This is a genomic window from Actinomadura bangladeshensis (genome assembly GCF_004348335.1).
Classification (GTDB): domain Bacteria; phylum Actinomycetota; class Actinomycetes; order Streptosporangiales; family Streptosporangiaceae; genus Spirillospora; species Spirillospora bangladeshensis.
Genome location: NZ_SMJW01000008.1, coordinates 31194 through 47967, shown reverse-complemented (window position 1 = coordinate 47967; position 16774 = coordinate 31194). Strand labels below are relative to the sequence as shown.

Here is a 16774-nt window from a genome sequence, read left to right as displayed (position 1 = left end):
CCGAGGCCGGGCGGCTACTTCTTCCGCAGGAAGGCGAGCACCTGGTCGGCGGCCTTGCTCGCGGTGGCCATGCAGTTGCCCACGCCCACCCCGTCGTACGCCGCGCCGCACACCGCGAGCCCGGGCAGGGCCGCCACCGAGGCGCGGATCCGCCGCACCCGGTCCGGGTGACCGACCGTGTACTGCGGCAGAGCGCCGTCCCAGCGGGTCACCCGGGACGCGACCGGAGCGCCGGCCTCGCCCGTGGCCTCGGCGAACTCCGACGCCGCGAGCGCCGCGAGGTCGGCGTCGTCACGCCGCAGCAGTTCCTCCGCGCCGAACCCGCCGGCCTGGCAGCGCACGATCTCGACCTCGCCCCCCGGACCCGCCAGGTGCGGCCACTTGACCGACGAGAACGTGACCGCCCTGACCATGCGCCCGTCCACTGCCGGCACCCGGTACCCGCAGAGCCGCCGCCCGGCGGGCCCGCGCCCGCCCTGCCCGTTGCCGGAGGCCGTGCGGGGGTAGGCGAGCGTGATGATCGCCACGCCGGCGTACGGGATCTCGGCGAGCCCGGCCGCCGCCGCGGTGGCCCCGGCCCCGGCCAGCAGGTCCCCGGCGGGCCCGGCGGGCACGGCGAGGATGACGGCGTCGGCCGTGATGTGCTCCGGGTCGGCGGCCGGCCCTGCGGTCAGCCGCCAGCCGTGCTCGGTGCGGGCGAGCTCCCTGACCTCGGTTCCGGTCCGTACGGCGCTTCCCGGCGAGGCGGCGAGGACGGCGTCCGCCAGCACCGGGGGGAGCGTGCCGAGCCCGCCGGTGAGGGTGGCGAGTCCGGGCGGGGACGCCTCTCCCGCCCCGGGGGGCGGCAGCATCGACCGCGCGGCCCCGGTGAGCGACGCGTGCTTGCCGCTCGCGACGGCCAGCGGGGTCAGCATGGCCTCGAACGACAGATCCGCCGCGCGCCCGGCGCACGCGTCGTTGAGGAACGGGTCGACGAGGCGGTCCACGACCTCCTGGCCGAACCGCCCCGCGACGTAGGCGGCGACGGAGACGTCCCCGTCGCGTCCGGTCGCGGGCAGGTCGGCCTCGCGTCGCGCCCGCGCCACTCCTTGGCCGGACAGCACGCCGGACGCGGCCAGCTCCTCCATGTCGGCGGGGACGCCCATGAACTGCCGGTCCGGCAGCGGCCGAAGCCCGCCCCTGGTCCAGATCGCCGTCGCCGTGGTGCTCGCCGGCACGAGCCGGTCGCCGAGCCCGGCCGCGGCGATCAGCCTCTTGGTCTTCGGACGCCGGGCGTACAGCCCCTCCGCGCCCTCGTCGACGGCGACGCCCGCGACCTCCGACACGGCCAGACTCCCGCCGATTCGCGGAGCGCCCTCCAGAAGCGTCACCCTGACCGGCTCGTCCCGCAGGAAGAACGCCGCCGCCAGCCCCGCGATGCCACCTCCGACGATGACCACGTGCGGTGTTCCGGATGCCTGATCCCGTGCGTTGTCCATCATCGTTCCGTTTCCTGCTTGGTCTTGAGCCGCTCGGCGAACAGGCTCCATTCCTTGCTGACGCTGTCGGCTATCGGAGCCAGGACGCTGAGCCAGTGCGCCGGGATGGTGTTGACGAACTCCCGCCACCCGGCCGGATCGGTCGCGTGGAGCGCCATCCACCGCAGGAACTCCTTGCCGTCCTCGGTGTAGCGGACGGCCGGGTCGTTGGCCACCTTGGCCGCCACCCCGGCCCAGACGAGCGGCGCGTCGGTGTGGTTCCTGCGCCGCGGCCGCGTGCCGTCCACGGCGGGCACCGCCGTGAGGGTCCCGGTGAGCGCGCCGGCCGGATGCGGGTCCGGCGGTGCGGCCGGCGCCCGGCGCCCGCCGCGCTCCGCGCCGAAGCCGCGGCGGAGCCGCGCGCTCACGGCGTGGACGGTGCCGAGCGAGACGTCGGTCTCCCTGGCGACCTGCCTGAGCGGGGCGTTCGGATGGGCGTTGATGTACTCGGCGGCGCGGTTCCCGGCCTCGCCGGCGTTGACCGGGCGCCGCCGCCCGTCGCGGCCGAGCCGTTTGCCGTCGGCATGGACCGCTCCGTCCCCGGTCCGCCTGCGCAGCGACGCGATCGTCTTCGCGCTCAGTCCGGTGATGGCGGCGACGGCTCGATCGGACCAGTCGGGATGCGCGGCCAGGACGCGCTGGGCACCCGCGACGCGGTCGGCCTTCGACAGCGGCAGGCCGTGCGAGCTGTTCGCCTTCATGGCGAGCACGAGCGCCTCGGAGTCGGTGCAGTCGAGGAGGCGGCCCTTGATGGTGCGGTCACCGCGGACCTTGGCGGCCTCCAGCCGGTGTAGACCGTCGATCACGCGCCGGCCGTCCTCCTGCACCAGGATGGGCGGCAGCTCCGAATTCCCCACCGCGTCGATGAGCAGTTGGACGTGAGTGGCGCTCGTACCGCCCTGGCGCAGGTGCACTCCCGGCGACAGCGCAGCTACTGGAAAATCTCGTGCCGGCAGCCTCTCGAAATTCTTCAGATCGAATCCGTCAGCGGTCGCGGATTCGTCGTCGCCGGGCCCGGCATAATGGAAGTCCCCAACGATTAAGGCGGCATGCCGATGGTCATGGCCCATCTGGTGTCGTCTCCTTTCGCCCGCCGTGCCCGACGAGCGTGGCAGGGGCCTCTTTAGTCGCAGTCGAGCGCGGGTTGACGTGCCCTAAAGGCGAGTTATGAGAGGTGTTCTGCCTTTTGTGGTGCTGGCTCTCGCCGAGCCGGTGCCGAGCCGGTGCCGAACCAGTGGCCGAGCGCGTCGGTGAGACCGGCGTCGGTGCCGGGGGACGTCCAGGCGATGTAGCCGTCGGGGCGGACGAGCACCGCGTCCAAGCCCGCGAACGGTGCGGGGGCGCGGTCCCAGGTGCCGGAGACGAGGTCGACGCGGTCGGCCCACGGGGCGGCCGGCCGGCCGGTGCCGCCGTGGCCGGGGGTGGTGATGAGGACGCCGCGTGCGCGGTGGAGCAGGTCGGCGATCCGGGTGCGGCCGCCGTCCGGCAGGGCCAGCCGGATGCCGGGCGGCATGCGCCTTCCCAGCAGCGGGTGGTCGCCGGGGCCCATGTCGTACCGGATCCCGAGCCCGCTCAGCATCCCGGCCAGGTACTCGGCCGCGTCCCGGTGGCCTGCCAGCTCGCTCAGGACGCCGCGGACCGGGTCCATCTCCTCGCCGGTGAGCCGCAGCTCGATCGCGGCGCTGGCGTTGCGCGCCAGCTGCCGCCCGATCGGGTGGCGTTCGGCGGGGTAGGTGTCGAGCAGGTCCTCGGGCGCCCAGCCGTCGACCGCGGCCGCCAGCTTCCAGCCGAGGTTCACCGCGTCCTGCACGCCCACGCTCAGCCCCTGCGCCATGGCCGGGGGCTGCGCGTGCGCGGCGTCGCCCGCCAGGAGCACCCGGCCGCGCCGGTACTCGGCGGCGACCCTGGAGGCGTCGGTGAAGCAGCTGATCCAGCGGCACTCGCCGTGGTGGATCGACTCACCGGTGAGCCGCTGCCACGCGTCGGCGAGCTCGGCGTAGGTCAGGGAGTCCCGGTCCCGCGGCCGCATGCCCTTCTCGTGGACGACGACTCTGGTGACGCCGTCCTCCAGGTCCATCGCCATGACCATGCTGCCGTCGGGCAGGTTCTCGCCGATGCGCCGGCGGCGGGTGTCGATCCCCGTGACGTCGGCGGTGTAGAACCCGCGCGTGGGCTCCGAGCCGGGGAAATCGATGCCGGCCAGCCTGCGGACGGTGCTGCGGCTCCCGTCGCACCCGACCAGATACCGGGCGGTGTCCTCGCCGTCGCCGTCCGGCCCGGTGAACGCCACCACGACGCCGTCCGGTGTCTCGCGGAACCCGGTCACCTCGTATCCGCGCAGCACCGGCACGCCGAGTTCGGCCGCCCGGTCTCCGAGCATCCGCTCGGTGCGGAACTGGGAGATCCCCCTGGCGGCGGCGTGGTCTTCCTCGAACATGCCGAGGTCGATCGGCACACCGCCGAAGTGGCCGTCGGCGGGCTCGGTCTCGCCGAGCCTGCCGAGGAGCCCCCGCTGATCGAAGCACTCGGCCGTCCGTCTGGTGAAGCTGGCACCGCGCGATTCGCGCGGCGGGGTGCGGAGCCTCTCGTAGACGGCGACGTCGACGCCGCCGAGGCGCAGTTCGCCGGCCAGCATCAGCCCGACCGGGCCCGCGCCCACGACGATCACGTCCCATGCCATGCTCGCGCTCCTGTTCAGTCGGTGCCGCCGGCCGCCGGCCGGGCGGTCGCGGTGAGGCGCGCGGCGGTACCGCGCGGGGCGCCGAACCAGCGGCCGAGCGTGTCGGCGAGGTCGGCGTCGGTGCCGGGGGAGGTCCAGGCGATGTAGCCGTCGGGGCGGACGAGCGCCGCGTCGAACGCGGGGTCGCCGGCCCACGTGCCGGTGACGATGTCGATGCGGTCCGCCCAGGGCTCGGCCAGTTGGACGGCGTCGCCGCGCCGGGAAGTGGCGAAGAGGGCGCCGCGTCCGGTGCGCAGCTGGTCGGTGACCCGGACATGGCCGCCGTCCGGCAGCGTCAGCCGGACGTCGGGCGGCATGCGCTTTCCCAGCAGCGGATGGTCGCCGGAGCCCATGTCGTAGCGGATCCCGAGCCCGCTCACGATGCCCGCCAGATGCTCGGCCGCGTCCTTGTAGGCGACCAGTTCGCCCAGCACGCTGCGGATCGGGTCCATGTCGGCGTCGCCCAGGTACAGCATCGACGCCGCCTGCGCGTCGCGGAGCAGCCGCCGCCCGACCGGGTGGCGTTCGGCGTGGTAGGTGTCGAGCAGGCCCTCCGGTGCCCAGCCGTTGACCGTGGCCGCCAGCTTCCAGCCGAGGTTCACCGCGTCCTGAAGACCGGCGCTGAGTCCCCACGCGGCCAGCGGCGGCATCTCGTGCGCGGCGTCACCGGCCAGGAGCACCCGGCCGCGCCGGTACCGGTCGGCCAGTCTCGCCCCGTTTCCGCAGGCCCACAGCCACAGTGCCCGCGCGTGGTGGACGGACTCCCCGGTGAGCCGCTGCCACGCGTCGGCGACCTGCGGGAACGTCAGCGAGCCGGGGTCCTGGTCGGGGGGCAGGCTCCGGTCGTGGACCACGATGCGGAAGCGGCCGTCCCCCAGGGGAGTGCACACCACCATGTTGCCGCCGGGAAGCCGTTCCCCGATGGGACGCGGGCGCAGCGCGACCCCGGCGACCTCGGCGGTGTACATGCCGCGCGTGGCCTCCCGGCCGGGAGCGGGGATGCCGGCCAGGGTCCTGACGGTGCTCTGCGCGCCGTCGCAGCCGACCAGGTACCCGGCGGTGTGCTCGATGCGGCCTTCCGCTCCATCGAGGGCGGCCACGACGCCGTCCGCGGTCTCGCGGAAGCCCGTCAGCCGGTATCCGCGCCGCACCGGGACCGCCAGCTCGGCCGCCCAGGCTCCCAGCATCTCCTCGGTCCTGGCCTGGGACAGGCCGAGCACACCGCTGTGGTCTTCGTCCAGCATGCCGAGGTCGATGCGCACGCCGCCGAAGTGCCCCATCGGCCCCCAGCGGAAATCGCCCAGCCGGTGCAGCAGCCCGCGCTGGCCGAGCGACTCGGCGGCCCGCCTGTTGAAGCCGAGGGCCCGCGATTCCCCGGTCGGGGCGGGCAGCCTGTCGTAGACGGTGACATTCACCCCGCCCAGCCGGAGTTCGCCGGCGAGCATCAAACCCACCGGCCCGGCGCCGACAATGATGACGTCAGTATCCATTTCCGACCCTCCATGCCTTATGGGCGAGGCAATCGCCGGCGTCAAGCTATACATCTCGCCGGTCGGGGTTCAATTGAACGCCCTGGGTTCGTCCTGCATTCGCGCTACAGCAATTTCCGAGATGCGGGCGGGCGGTCGCGACCCTCATTGTGAAAGCGCGAACTTTGCGTCACGCGAAGGGACTTCGGACGTGCCGGTTCAGAAGGTCGCGCTCATTTCGGGCGCGAACAAGGGCATCGGATTCGAGATAGCACGGCAGTTGGGCGAACAGGGGAGCACCGTCCTCATCGGCGCCAGGGACGAGGTGCGCGGCGAACAGGCCGCCGACGCGCTGGCCGCCCGCGGCATCGCGGCGGTGCCGCTGCGGATCGACGTGACGGACGCGGTGTCCGTGACCGCCGCCGCGCAGCAGATCGAGCGGCGCCACGGCCGGCTGGACATCCTGGTGAACAACGCCGGTGTCGCGGGCCGCTTCCAGGGGCCCCCCAGTGCGGCGTCCGCCGATGACATGCGGGCGGTGTACGAGACCAACGTCTTCGGCGTGGTGTCGGTGACGAACGCGATGCTCCCGCTGCTGCGCCGCTCGCCGGCCGGACGCATCGTGAACCTGTCCAGCCACGTGGGGTCGCTGACCCTGTGCTCGGACCCGGGCTCCCCGTTCGCGGGCCTCAACCTGATCGCCTACCAGTCCTCGAAGACCGCGCTGAACGCCATCACGGTCGCGTACGCGAAGGAGCTGCGCGGGACGGCGATCAAGGTCAACGCGGCCGACCCCGGACAGGTGGCCACGGACATCAACGGCCACCGGGGCGACCGGACTCCGGCGGCCGGGGCCGCGATCGCGGTCCGGCTGGCGCTGCTGGACGACGCTGGACCGTCAGGCGCGTGCCTGTCGGATGAGGGGACCGTGCCGTGGTAGCGGACGGGCCCGGAGACGGAGGAACACCGTGGCGGTAGACGAGGCGATCCTGGTGCTGGGCGCCACCGGGCGGCAGGGCGGGGCGACCGCCCGCGAGCTGCTCCGCAGAGGGCGGACCGTGCACGCCCTGGTCCGTGACCCGCACGCGCCCGCGGCACGGGCGCTCGCCGACGCGGGCGCCGTGCTCGTACGCGGGGACCTGGACGACGAAGCGTCGCTGCGGGCGGCCATGAAGGGGCTCCACGGCGTCTTCAGCGTCCAGACGTTCCGGGGGCCGGGAGGCGTGGCCGCCGAGGAGCGGCAGGGCAAGGCGGTGGCCGACGCCGCGGCCGAGGCCGGGGTGGCGCACCTGGTCTACAGCTCGGTCGGCGGCGCCGACCGCTCGAGCGGCATCCCGCACTTCGAGAGCAAGGCGAACATCGAACGGCACATCCGCGAGCTCGGCCTGCCGGCGACCGTCCTGCGGCCGGCCATGTTCCACGAGATGTTCCAGGACCTGGGCCCCCGCCTGGTGGACGGCCGGCTCGTCCTGCGCATGTGGCTGCGGCCCGAGGTCCCGGTCCAGCTGATCGCGACCGGCGACATCGGGGTGTTCGCCGCCGACGCCTTCCAGGACCCGGCCGCCTGGCTCGGCCGCCGGGTCGAGATCGCCGGCGACGAGCTGACCGGACCGCAGATGGCCGAGGCGTTCGAGCGCGCCTGCGGCGTCCCGGCCCGGTACGAACCGCTGCCGATCGAGCCGCTCCGGGCGGCGCGGCCGGACCTGGCCGCCATGTTCGACTGGTTCGAGCGCGACGGCTACCACGCCGACCTGCCCGGGCTCCGCCGCATCCGGCCGGACCTCGTCGGCCTCGAGGCATGGCTGCGCGGCAACTGGACCGCGCCCAGGTGAGGATCGGCCTAGGTGAAGATCGGCTTGCGGGTACGGGTCCGCTTGATCTCGAAGAAGCCGTCGGTCTCGGCCACGGCGAGGACCCCGTCCCAGAGCTTGACCGCGGCCTCGCCGCGCGGGGCGGGCGACACCACCGGGCCGAAGAACGCCGCACCCCCGACGGCGATGACGGGGGTGCCCACGTCGGTGCCGACCCGGTCCATGCCGTCCTTGTGCGAGGCGCGCAGCGCCTCGTCGAACTCGTCGGTCCGGGCGGCCCCCGCCAGCGCGGGGTCGAGGCCCGCGGCGGCCAGCGCCGACTCGTAGGTGGACCGCTCCTTGGGCGCCTGCCGCGGATGGAACCGGGTGCCGAGTTCGGTGTACAACCGCCCCAGCACCTCGGACCCGTACTTCTGCTCGGCGGCGACGCAGACGCGCACCGCCTCCAGTGCCGTCGCCAGGCCCCGCCGGTAGCGCTCGGGCAGATCGTCGCGCCCCTCGTTGAGCACCGTCAGGCTCATCACGTGCCATCGCGGCTCCAGGGGCCGGTGCTCGGCCACCTCCAGGACCCATCGGGAGGCCATCCAGGCCCAGGGGCAGGACGGGTCGAACCAGAAGTCCACCGGGATACGGGCGTGGTGCGGCAATGCGGGCCTCCTCGGCATGTGCGGGCTCGGCATGTGCGGGCTCGGCATGTACGGCGGGCGGTCAGCCGTTCGCTTCCCAGTGGTAGAAGCGGGTGGCCATGGCGTCCGCGGGGGAGCGCCAGGTCACCGGGTCGTAGGCTTCGATGTAGGGCTTCAGGTCGTCGCTGATCTTGATGAAGCGGGGGTCGGTCCGCGCCTGCAGGATGCTCTCCCCGCCGTCCGCCTCGAAGTCCTGCAGATGGAAGTACAGGCCCTGGTAGCTGAAGAGCTCCCGCCGCCTGGTGCCCATCCGGTCCGGCATGTCGGTCCGGTCGAACGCGGTGAAGAGCCGGGCGACCTCCGCCGACGAGTGCGGCTGCATCCGGGCGACGATCAGCGTGCTGTACATCGGTATTCCGTCACCTTCACTCAGTAGTTTCCGAGCCCTCCGCAGACGTTCATCGCCTGTGCCGTCACGGGCGCGGCCTCGTCACCGACCAGATAACCGACGAGGCCGGCCACTTCCTCGGCGGTGGAGTAGCGGCCCAGGGGAATCTTCGCCTCGAAACGCTCGAGGATCGCTTCCTCGGTGGTGTTGTGGTGCGCGGCGTAGCCCTGCCTTACCCGCTGCGCCATCGGAGTTTCGACATAACCGGGGCAGACGGCGTTGACCGTGACACCCGTCTTCGCGAGTTCGATGCCCAGCGCCTTGCTGAATCCGACGACGCCGTGTTTGGAGGCCGAATAGGGGGCGCCGAGCACGACGCCCTGCTTCCCGCCGGTCGACGCGATGTTGATGATCCGTCCCCAGCCCCGGTCGAGCAGCCCTCCCGACCTGAGCACCTCGCGGGTCATCAGGAAGACGCTGTTGAGGTTGGTGTCGATGACGTCGTACCAGAGGTCGTCGTCGATCTCCGCGGTCACGCCGCCGCCATTGCGTCCGGCGTTGTTCACCAGGACGTCGACGCGTCCGTAGCGCTCCACGGCGGCGCCGACCAGCCGTTCGACATCTTCGCGGCGCCGGACGTCGGCCGCCGTGCCGTCGGCCTGGCAGCCGTTCGAGCGGAGCTTGCCGGCCGTCTCCCGGACGGCTTCGGGGTTGCGCGAGCAGATGAAGACCTTGAGCCCGCGGCCGGCGAGGGTTTCGGCGACCGCGAGGCCGATTCCGCTCGTCCCGCCGGTGACCAGCGCGACCCGCTGTCCATTGTCCGCCATTCCGCCTGCTCCTTCGTGGATACGGTGGAGCAGCAGCGTGGCAGGGATTGCAGGAATCTCGGTCGAGCGCGGGTAGAAGAAGTACACGTTCAATCGCGTCCATTCTTCAGTTGAACGCACCGTGCGGTTGACCGGCGCAAAACGAAAGTTGTTGAACGAGGATGCGGCGACTTACGGTCGGCCTTCACGAGCTCCAATTCTCGGGAGGCAAACCATGTCCACGTCGCCCCCGGCGCGGGACCGGTCCGCCGCGTACTCGCTGCTGGATCTGATTCAAGGCGCGGTGCTGACCCAGGCGATCTCTGTCGCGGCGAAGCTCGGCGTGGCGGACGTCCTCGGCGACGGACCGCTGCACGCGGACGAGATCGCCAAGCGGACCGGCTGCGATCCCGAGGCGATGTACCGGCTGCTGCGCACGCTGTCCGGCCATGCGGTGTTCGCGGTGCGGGCGGACGGGCGGTTCGCGCTCACGCCGATGGCCGACGCGCTGCGCGAGGACGCCCCCGACTCGATGCGCGGCATCGCGATGCTGATGGGCCACCCGCTGCTCTGGGAGGAGTGGGGCGGCCTGCTCGCCTCGGTGCGCAGCGGCGAGGCCAACCTGCCGAAACTCCGCGGCATGGGGGCCTACGAGTTCCTCACGGCGAACCCCGACTACGCGGCCGAGTTCTTCTACGGGATGAGCAGCATGTCCGGGGCGGAGACCGACCCGGTGCTCAAGGCGTACGACTTCTCCCAGTTCGGCACGGTCGTGGACGTGGTCGGCGGGCGTGGCACCCTGCTGGCGGGGATCCTCGCGCAGGCGCCCGGCACGCACGGCGTGCTGTACGACTCCGAGGCCGCGACCGCGGACGCGCCACCGGTGTTCGAGGCGGCCGGTGCCGCGGGGCGGGTCAGGATCGAGAACGGCGGCCATTTCGACAAGCTGCCGGCGGGCGCGGACGCCTACGTGCTCAAGCACATCCTGCACGACTTCACCGAACCCGACTGTCTCACGCTGCTGAAGAACGTCCGGGACGCGATCGCCCCCGGCGGAAAGACGCTCGTGATCGAGTACGTGCTCGGCGGGAACAACGAACGGCACATCGGCAACATCATCGACCTGTGGCTCCTCCTCCTGCTGGGGGCCAAGGAGCGCACGCTGCCGGAGTACACCGAGCTGTTCGCCAAGGCGGGCCTGAAGGTCACCGGGGTGGTCCCCACAACCTCACCGGTCTCGATCATCGAGGCGATCCCCCATGGAAACTGACGTCATCGTGGTCGGCGCGGGCCCGACCGGACTCATGCTCGCGGGCGAGCTCCGGCTCGGCGGCGCGACCGTCACCGTGGTCGAACGGCGGGACGAGCGCAGCTGGGAATCACGCGGCATCGGATTCACCGCGCGTGCGGCCGAGGTGCTCCACCAGCGCGGCCTGCTGGACCGACTGGACGACGGCAAGATCACCAGGCGGGGGCACTTCGGCGGCATCCCGCTCGACTTCGGAGTGCTCGAAGGCGCGTACTTCGGCGTGCACGGCGCGCCCCAGTACAAGATCGAGGAGATGCTCGAGGGCTGGGCGCGGGACCTCGGCGCGCGGATATGCCGCGGGTACGAGCTCACCGGCCTGGACGGCACGGGAGAGGGCGTCACCGCGACCGTGCGCGGGCCGGCGGGCGAAGAGGAGTACCGGGCCCGCTACCTGGTGGGCTGCGACGGCGGCCGGAGCACCGTCCGCAAGCTCGCCGGCTTCGACTTCCCGGGCTCCGACGCCACGCGCGAGATGTACCTCGCCGACGTCACCGGCTGCGACATCCGGCCGCGGATGATCGGCGAGCTCCTGCCGACCGGCATGGTCATGGCGGCACCGCTGGAGGAGGGCTACTTCCGCATCATCGTGTGCGAGAACGGGGTCACGCCGGACAAGGGCCGCCAGGCGGCCTTCGCCGATGTCGCGGACGCGTGGCAGCGGCTGACGGGCGAGTCGATCCACGGCGGCCGGGCGCGCTGGGTGAGCAGCTTCACCGACGCCACACGCCAGGTCACCGAGTACCGGCGCGGCCGCGTGCTGCTGGCCGGGGACGCCGCGCACATCCACCTGCCGGCCGGCGGCCAGGGGATGAGCGTCGGGTTGCAGGACGCGGCCAACCTCGGCTGGAAGCTGGCCGCGACGGTCGCGGGACGGGCTCCGGAGACCCTGCTGGACACCTACCACGGCGAGCGGCACCCGGTGGGGGAGCGGGTTCTGCGCAACACCCGCGCTCAGGGGACGCTCAACCTGAGCGGCAGTTCGGTCGGGCCGCTGCGCACCGTCATGGGGGAGCTCATGGCGCTCCCGGTCGTGGCGCGGCATCTGGCCGGCATGGTGAGCGGGTTCGACATCCGGTACGACGTCGGCGAGCAGCGACGCCATCCCCTGCTGGGCGGGCGGATGGCGGACCGCGAGCTGGGGCTGCCCGATGGCGGCTCCACCCGGATCGCGCGGCTGCTGCATCCGGCCAGGGGCGTCCTGATCACCGCCGACGGCTCGGGCGGCACCGCCCGGTGCGCCGCCGGATGGTCCGACCGCGTCGACCTGGTCCGGACCGATGCCTTCCCGGCCGGCCCGGAAGACGGCGGAGCCGCGACGGAGTCGGTGCTGATCCGTCCTGACGGATACGTCGCCTGGACCGGCCCGGGGGAGGACGGTCTCGCCGCGGCGTTGCGGCGCTGGTTCGGCGAGGCGAGCGAGGCGAGCGAGGCGAAGGAGACGAGCGGAGTGCGCGAGGTGGGCGAAGTGCGGGAGACCGAGCACGCGGTCGGCGTCGCCGCTCCCGCCGCGCGGGTGTACGAGCTGATCGCGGATGTCGGCAGGTGGCCGGAGGTCTTCCCGCCGACCGTCCACGCCGAATGCCTGGACCGGGACGGCGACAGCGAGCTGATCCGGATCTGGGCGACGGCGAACGGCAAGGCCAAGACCTGGACGTCCAGGCGCCGGCACGACCCGCGGCGGATGAGCGTCTCGTTCCGCCAGGAGCGGTCCCAGCACCCGGTCGGGGGCATGGGCGGCGAATGGGTGATCGAGCCCGTTTCGGAATCCGAGTGCCGGGTGCGCCTGCTGCACGACTTCTTCGCCGCGGGCGACGACCCCGCCGATCTCGACTGGATCGGCCGGGCGGTCGACCGCAACAGCACGGCGGAGCTGAACGCCCTCAAGACGAGCGTGGAGCTGAGCGGCCCCGACCGGCTCCTCACGTTCGAAGACACGGTGCTGGTCGACGGCAGTGCCAAGGACGTCTACGACTTCCTCAACGAGGCCCAGCTGTGGCAGCAGCGGCTCCCGCACGTCGCGCGGGTGTCGCTGGAGGAGGAGACCCCCGGGCTGCAGATCCTCGAGATGGACACCACCACGAAGGACGGATCGACGCACACGACCCGGTCCGTGCGCGTCTGCCGGCCGTACACCGACATCGTCTACAAGCAGATCGTCACGCCCGCCCTGATGACGCTGCACACCGGGCGCTGGCTCATCGAGGAGCGCGACGGGGCCGGCGTGTCGGTGACATCGCGGCACACGGTGCGGATCAACACGGCGCGCATCGCCGAGGTCCTCGGCTCGGGGGCGGACGTGGCGACCGCGAAGGAGACCGTCCGCAAGGCGCTGAGCGGCAACAGCCTGGTCACCTTGCACGCCGCGAAGGCCTACGCCGAGGGCTCGGCGGGCGGGCGCGCGGCGTCGTGACGGCGGCTCGGGCGGCCGCGCGGGTCGTCATCGTCGGCGCCGGGCCGGTGGGGCTGCTGCTGGCCGGTGAGCTCCGCCGGGCCCGGGTGCCGGTCGTCGTCCTGGAGCGGCTGGCCGCCCCGATGACCGAGTCGCGGGCCGGCCAGCTCACCGCGCTGACCGCCGAGCTGCTGCACGAGCGGGGCCTCGGCGGGCTGCTCGCCGAGGCCGCGCGGGAGCCGCGCGCGCACTTCGCCGGCCTCGGGTTCGACCTGTCCGGCCTGGACAGTCCGTACGCAGGAAACTGGAAGGTGCCCCAGTACCGGACCGAGGCCGTCCTGGGCGAGCATGCCGAGCGCCTGGGCGCAACGCTGCTGCGGGCGCACGAGCTGACCGGGATCACCGAGCTGCCCGACCACGTCGTCTGCACGGTCCAGGGCCCCGAGGGCGGCGAGCTGCGGATCAGCGCGCGGTACGTGGTCGGCTGCGACGGCGCCGGCAGCACCGTGCGCGAGCTGCGCGGGTTCCCGGTGTCGACCGCGCCGGCGACCAAGGAGCTGCTCCGGGCCGACGTCGCGGGCCTGGAGATCCGCGACCGCAGGTTCGAGCGGCTCGAAGCCGGGTTCGCCGTGGCGGCGACGCGCGCCGGTGTCACGAGGGTGATGGTGCACGCGTTCGGCCACGGCGCGGCCGGACGCACCGGGCCGCCGGAGTTCGGGGAGGTCGCACGGCTCTGGGAGAAGGTGACCGGCGAGGACATCTCGGGCGGGACCGCCCTCTGGACCGACTCCTTCGACAACGCCCGGGGACAGGCCGACACCTACCGGCAGGGCCGCGTCCTGCTGGCCGGCGACGCCGCGCACTGGCACATGCCGGTCGGCGGTCAGTCGTTGAACGTCGGGCTCCAGGACGCGGTCAATCTGGGCTGGAAGCTCGCCGGAACGGTGCACGGCCGGGCGGCGGCGGGGCTGCTGGACAGCTACCACGACGAGCGGCATCCGGTCGCGGCGCGGGTCCTCGCCCATGTCGCGGCTCAGGATCTCCTCATGCTCGGCGGCCCCGAGGTCGAGCCGCTGCGCGCGGTGCTCTCCGAGCTGATCGACCTGGAGCAGGTCCGCATGCACCTGGCGGCCTTCGCCGCCAATCTCGGCGACCGGTACGGCGGGGGCGGCTCCGCGCTGACCGGGCGGCGCATCGCCGGCCTCGGCCTGCGAACGGAGTCGGGTCCGCTGGAGACGGCGGCAACGGAGCCCGTTCTCGTGCGGCTCACACCGTCGGTCGAGCCGCTGAAGGGCCTCGGCCGATTCACCGTCCCAACGATTCACGCGATCGACGAAGAGGGTTCCCTGCCGGGGATCACCACCGTCCTCCTGCGGCCCGACGGCTACGTCGCCTGGGCCGATGACGGCGAGGAAGACCTGGACCTGGCGGTCGGGAAGCTGCTGCGAGCGGAAGGAAGCACGGCCAATGCAGAGTTTTGACGCCGATGTCATCGTGGTCGGGGCGGGCCCCACCGGACTGATGCTCGCGGGCGAGCTGCGCCTGGCGGGAGCCGAGACCATCGTGCTGGAGCGGCTCGCCGAGCCGATGAGGCAGTCGCGCGCGCTCGGCTTCTCCGCCCGCGCCATCGAGGAGTTCGACCAGCGCGGGCTGCTGCCGCGCTTCGGTGACCTGGAGACCATCCCGTTCGGTCACTTCGGCGGGCTGCCCATCGATTTCCGGGTACTGGAGGGCGGCTCCTACGGCGCCCGGGGGAAGCCCCAGTCGCTCACCGAGGGGCTGCTGGCGGAGTGGGCCCGCGGGCTGGGAGCGGTGGTCCACCGGGAGCACGAGGTCACCGGGCTCCATGCCGGTGACGACGGCGTCGAGCTGGACGTCGTCACACCGGAGGGGCCGAAACGCCTGCGCGCACGCTACGTGGCCGGCTGCGACGGCGCCCGGAGCGACGTCCGCAAGATGGCCGGCGTCGACTTCCCGGGCACGGATCCGACGATCGAGATGTGGTTCGCCGACGTGAAGGGCTGCGGTCTGCGGCCGCGCTTCTCCGGCGAGCGCGTGCCGGGCGGGATGGTGATGGTCCTGCCGCTGGGCCCGGAGATCCAGCGCGTGATCGTGTACGAGCGGGGCATGGCGCGCCAGGGCGAGGGCGCGCCGGCCTTCGGCGAGGTCGCCGCCGCGCTGAACCGGCTGACCGGCGAGGACATCAGCGGCGGGACCCCGCTGTGGACGAGCTGGACCACCGACGCCGCCCGGCAGGCCGCGCGGTACCGCCGGGGACGGGTGTTCCTGCTGGGCGACGCCGCCCACATCCATCTGCCGGTCGGTGCCCAGGGGATGAGCGCGGGCATCGGCGACGCCGTGAACCTGGGCTGGAAGCTCGGCGCCGCGATCGGCGGGCACGCGCCGGCCGGCCTGCTGGACACCTACCACGACGAGCGGCATCCCGTGGGCGCCCGCATCCTGGCCAACACCCTCGCCCAGCGCATCCTGTACCTCGGCGGCGACGAGATGGACCCGATGCGCGAGGTCATGGCCGAGCTGCTGGCCTACGAGGAGGTCCAGAAGCTGCTGGTCGGCATGGTCACCGGCCTGGACATCCGGTACGACGTCGGGCCGGGCGACCATCCGCTGCTCGGCCGCCGGCTGCCCGACGTCGAGTTGGCCGCCGGCCGGGAGAGCGCCTTCCAGCACCTGTCCGCCGGACGCGGCGTCCTCTTCGACCTTGGCGGCGACGACGGGCTGCGCGCCGCCGCCGGGCCGTGGACCGACCGGATCGATGTCGTCACCGCCGGCGACCGTCCGGCCGGGGCTCTCGCGGACGTCGACGCCGTGCTGGTACGGCCGGACGGCTACATCGCCTGGATCGGCTCCGCCGGTTCCGGGGACGCGGGCCTGCCCGACGCCCTGACCCGGTGGTTCGGGCAGCCGCACGACGGTCATCAGGCCGCGGCGTCCGCCGCGGCCGTCGCCACAGCCACCTGAGGATGCGAGAAGCATGCCCTTCATCAATCCCGAAGACGGGTACCTGACGGTCATCAACCTGTTCAAGACGGACACGCCCCGACGAGTCGACCGGCTGGTCCGGGAGATGCGGGCCATCGTCGACACCGCGGCGTTCCCCGGCTGGATCTCCAGCACCGTCCACCGGGGCCTGGCGGACCCGGGGACCGCGAACTTCATCCAGTGGCGGGGCGCGCAGGACCTGGAGTCCAGGTACGCGGGTGCGGAGTTCAAGCACCGCACGGTGCCGGTGTTCCACGAGATCACGACGTTCATGCGGCTGATGCAGACCGAGGTGGAGGTGAGCCGGCGCCACCCCGCGCAGGGCGATGCCACCGAGATCTCGCCCGAGCGCGACGACTACACGGTGATCGAGATCCTCGGGGTGGAGCCCTCCGACCAGACCGAGCTGATCGCCGTGCTGGGCGCCGCCCACGACTGGCTGGTGGACGTGCCGGGCTACCGCTCGCGGAACGTGCTGCGGGGCATCCGGTCCCGCGGTCCGGCCAGCGACGGCGACCTTGAGGCCATCGGTTCGGACAACGACTTCGTGGTGGTCTACTCGCAGTGGGACGGCAAGGAGTCCTACGACGCGTTCCGGGCGCAGGACGAGGACGAGCAGCCGGCCGCCCGCCGCAAGTCCCAGGACAGGCGGAACTCCCTGACGACCGCCGTCGACTGGAACGCCTACCAGGTCGTGCACTCCCGCTCGGCGCCGCAGCCCACGGTGGCCTGACCCT

The 16774-nt window shown here is 72.8% G+C and carries 14 protein-coding genes; 7 read left to right on the top strand and 7 right to left on the bottom strand.

What is annotated here, in order from left to right; genetic code table 11:
- Positions 1-14: 14 nt before the first annotated feature.
- The 4 genes from hemG to E1284_RS03220 form a co-directional block, all read right to left on the bottom strand.
- Positions 15-1481: a protoporphyrinogen oxidase gene (gene hemG / locus E1284_RS03235; RefSeq protein ID WP_131936858.1), complete on the bottom strand. Its 1467-nt coding sequence runs from the start codon at positions 1479-1481 to the stop codon at positions 15-17.
- The gene (locus E1284_RS03230) at positions 1478-2374 is read right to left on the bottom strand and encodes a ParB/RepB/Spo0J family partition protein (protein WP_207923531.1); all 897 of its coding nucleotides are present in this window, start codon (positions 2372-2374) and stop codon (positions 1478-1480) included. The genes hemG and E1284_RS03230 overlap by 4 nt, the downstream gene beginning before the upstream one ends.
- A 308-nt stretch (positions 2375-2682) precedes the next feature.
- A complete protein-coding gene (locus E1284_RS03225; RefSeq protein ID WP_131936854.1) occupies positions 2683-4197 on the bottom strand; it encodes an FAD-dependent monooxygenase in 1515 nt (504 codons plus the stop codon).
- Positions 4198-4211: 14 nt separating this feature from the next.
- Positions 4212-5726: an FAD-dependent monooxygenase gene (locus E1284_RS03220; RefSeq protein ID WP_131936852.1), complete on the bottom strand. Its 1515-nt coding sequence runs from the start codon at positions 5724-5726 to the stop codon at positions 4212-4214.
- A 190-nt stretch (positions 5727-5916) separates the two neighbouring features.
- Between E1284_RS03220 and E1284_RS03215 the strand changes: the two genes are divergently transcribed.
- Both E1284_RS03215 and E1284_RS03210 read left to right on the top strand, forming a co-directional pair.
- Positions 5917-6645 carry an SDR family oxidoreductase gene (locus E1284_RS03215; protein WP_243714218.1) on the top strand — a complete coding sequence of 243 codons (729 nt, stop codon included), beginning with the start codon at positions 5917-5919 and terminating at the stop codon, positions 6643-6645.
- 28 nt (positions 6646-6673) lie between these two features.
- Positions 6674-7537 carry an NmrA/HSCARG family protein gene (locus tag E1284_RS03210; RefSeq protein WP_131936848.1) on the top strand — a complete coding sequence of 288 codons (864 nt, stop codon included), beginning with the start codon at positions 6674-6676 and terminating at the stop codon, positions 7535-7537.
- Between the two features lie 8 nt (positions 7538-7545).
- Here the strand turns inward: E1284_RS03210 and E1284_RS03205 are convergent, their stop codons facing one another.
- Genes E1284_RS03205 through E1284_RS03195 form a run of 3 tightly spaced genes read right to left on the bottom strand, consistent with a single transcriptional unit; the run spans position 7546 to position 9357 of the window.
- Complete coding sequence (locus tag E1284_RS03205) at positions 7546-8181, bottom strand: mycothiol-dependent nitroreductase Rv2466c family protein (protein WP_131936846.1); 636 nt, start codon at positions 8179-8181, stop codon at positions 7546-7548.
- 43 nt (positions 8182-8224) lie between these two features.
- Positions 8225-8551 carry a TcmI family type II polyketide cyclase gene (locus tag E1284_RS03200; RefSeq protein WP_131936844.1) on the bottom strand — a complete coding sequence of 109 codons (327 nt, stop codon included), beginning with the start codon at positions 8549-8551 and terminating at the stop codon, positions 8225-8227.
- A 20-nt stretch (positions 8552-8571) separates the two neighbouring features.
- Positions 8572-9357 carry an SDR family NAD(P)-dependent oxidoreductase gene (locus tag E1284_RS03195; RefSeq protein WP_131936900.1) on the bottom strand — a complete coding sequence of 262 codons (786 nt, stop codon included), beginning with the start codon at positions 9355-9357 and terminating at the stop codon, positions 8572-8574.
- A 214-nt stretch (positions 9358-9571) separates the two neighbouring features.
- Between E1284_RS03195 and E1284_RS03190 the strand changes: the two genes are divergently transcribed.
- The 5 genes from E1284_RS03190 to E1284_RS03165 are packed head-to-tail and all read left to right on the top strand — an operon-like array spanning position 9572 to position 16770.
- Positions 9572-10606 (top strand): methyltransferase, encoded by a 1035-nt coding sequence (locus E1284_RS03190; RefSeq protein ID WP_131936842.1) that lies wholly within the window; start codon positions 9572-9574, stop codon positions 10604-10606.
- Positions 10596-13055 (top strand): FAD-dependent monooxygenase, encoded by a 2460-nt coding sequence (locus E1284_RS42865; RefSeq protein ID WP_243714217.1) that lies wholly within the window; start codon positions 10596-10598, stop codon positions 13053-13055. The genes E1284_RS03190 and E1284_RS42865 overlap by 11 nt, the downstream gene beginning before the upstream one ends.
- The gene (locus tag E1284_RS03175; protein ID WP_131936840.1) at positions 13052-14515 is read left to right on the top strand and encodes an FAD-dependent monooxygenase; all 1464 of its coding nucleotides are present in this window, start codon (positions 13052-13054) and stop codon (positions 14513-14515) included. The genes E1284_RS42865 and E1284_RS03175 overlap by 4 nt, the downstream gene beginning before the upstream one ends.
- A complete protein-coding gene (locus E1284_RS03170; protein WP_131936837.1) occupies positions 14502-16016 on the top strand; it encodes an FAD-dependent monooxygenase in 1515 nt (504 codons plus the stop codon). Before E1284_RS03175 ends, E1284_RS03170 begins: the two co-directional genes overlap by 14 nt.
- A gap of 13 nt (positions 16017-16029) precedes the next feature.
- Positions 16030-16770: an antibiotic biosynthesis monooxygenase family protein gene (locus tag E1284_RS03165; RefSeq protein WP_131936835.1), complete on the top strand. Its 741-nt coding sequence runs from the start codon at positions 16030-16032 to the stop codon at positions 16768-16770.
- Positions 16771-16774: the final 4 nt, after the last annotated feature.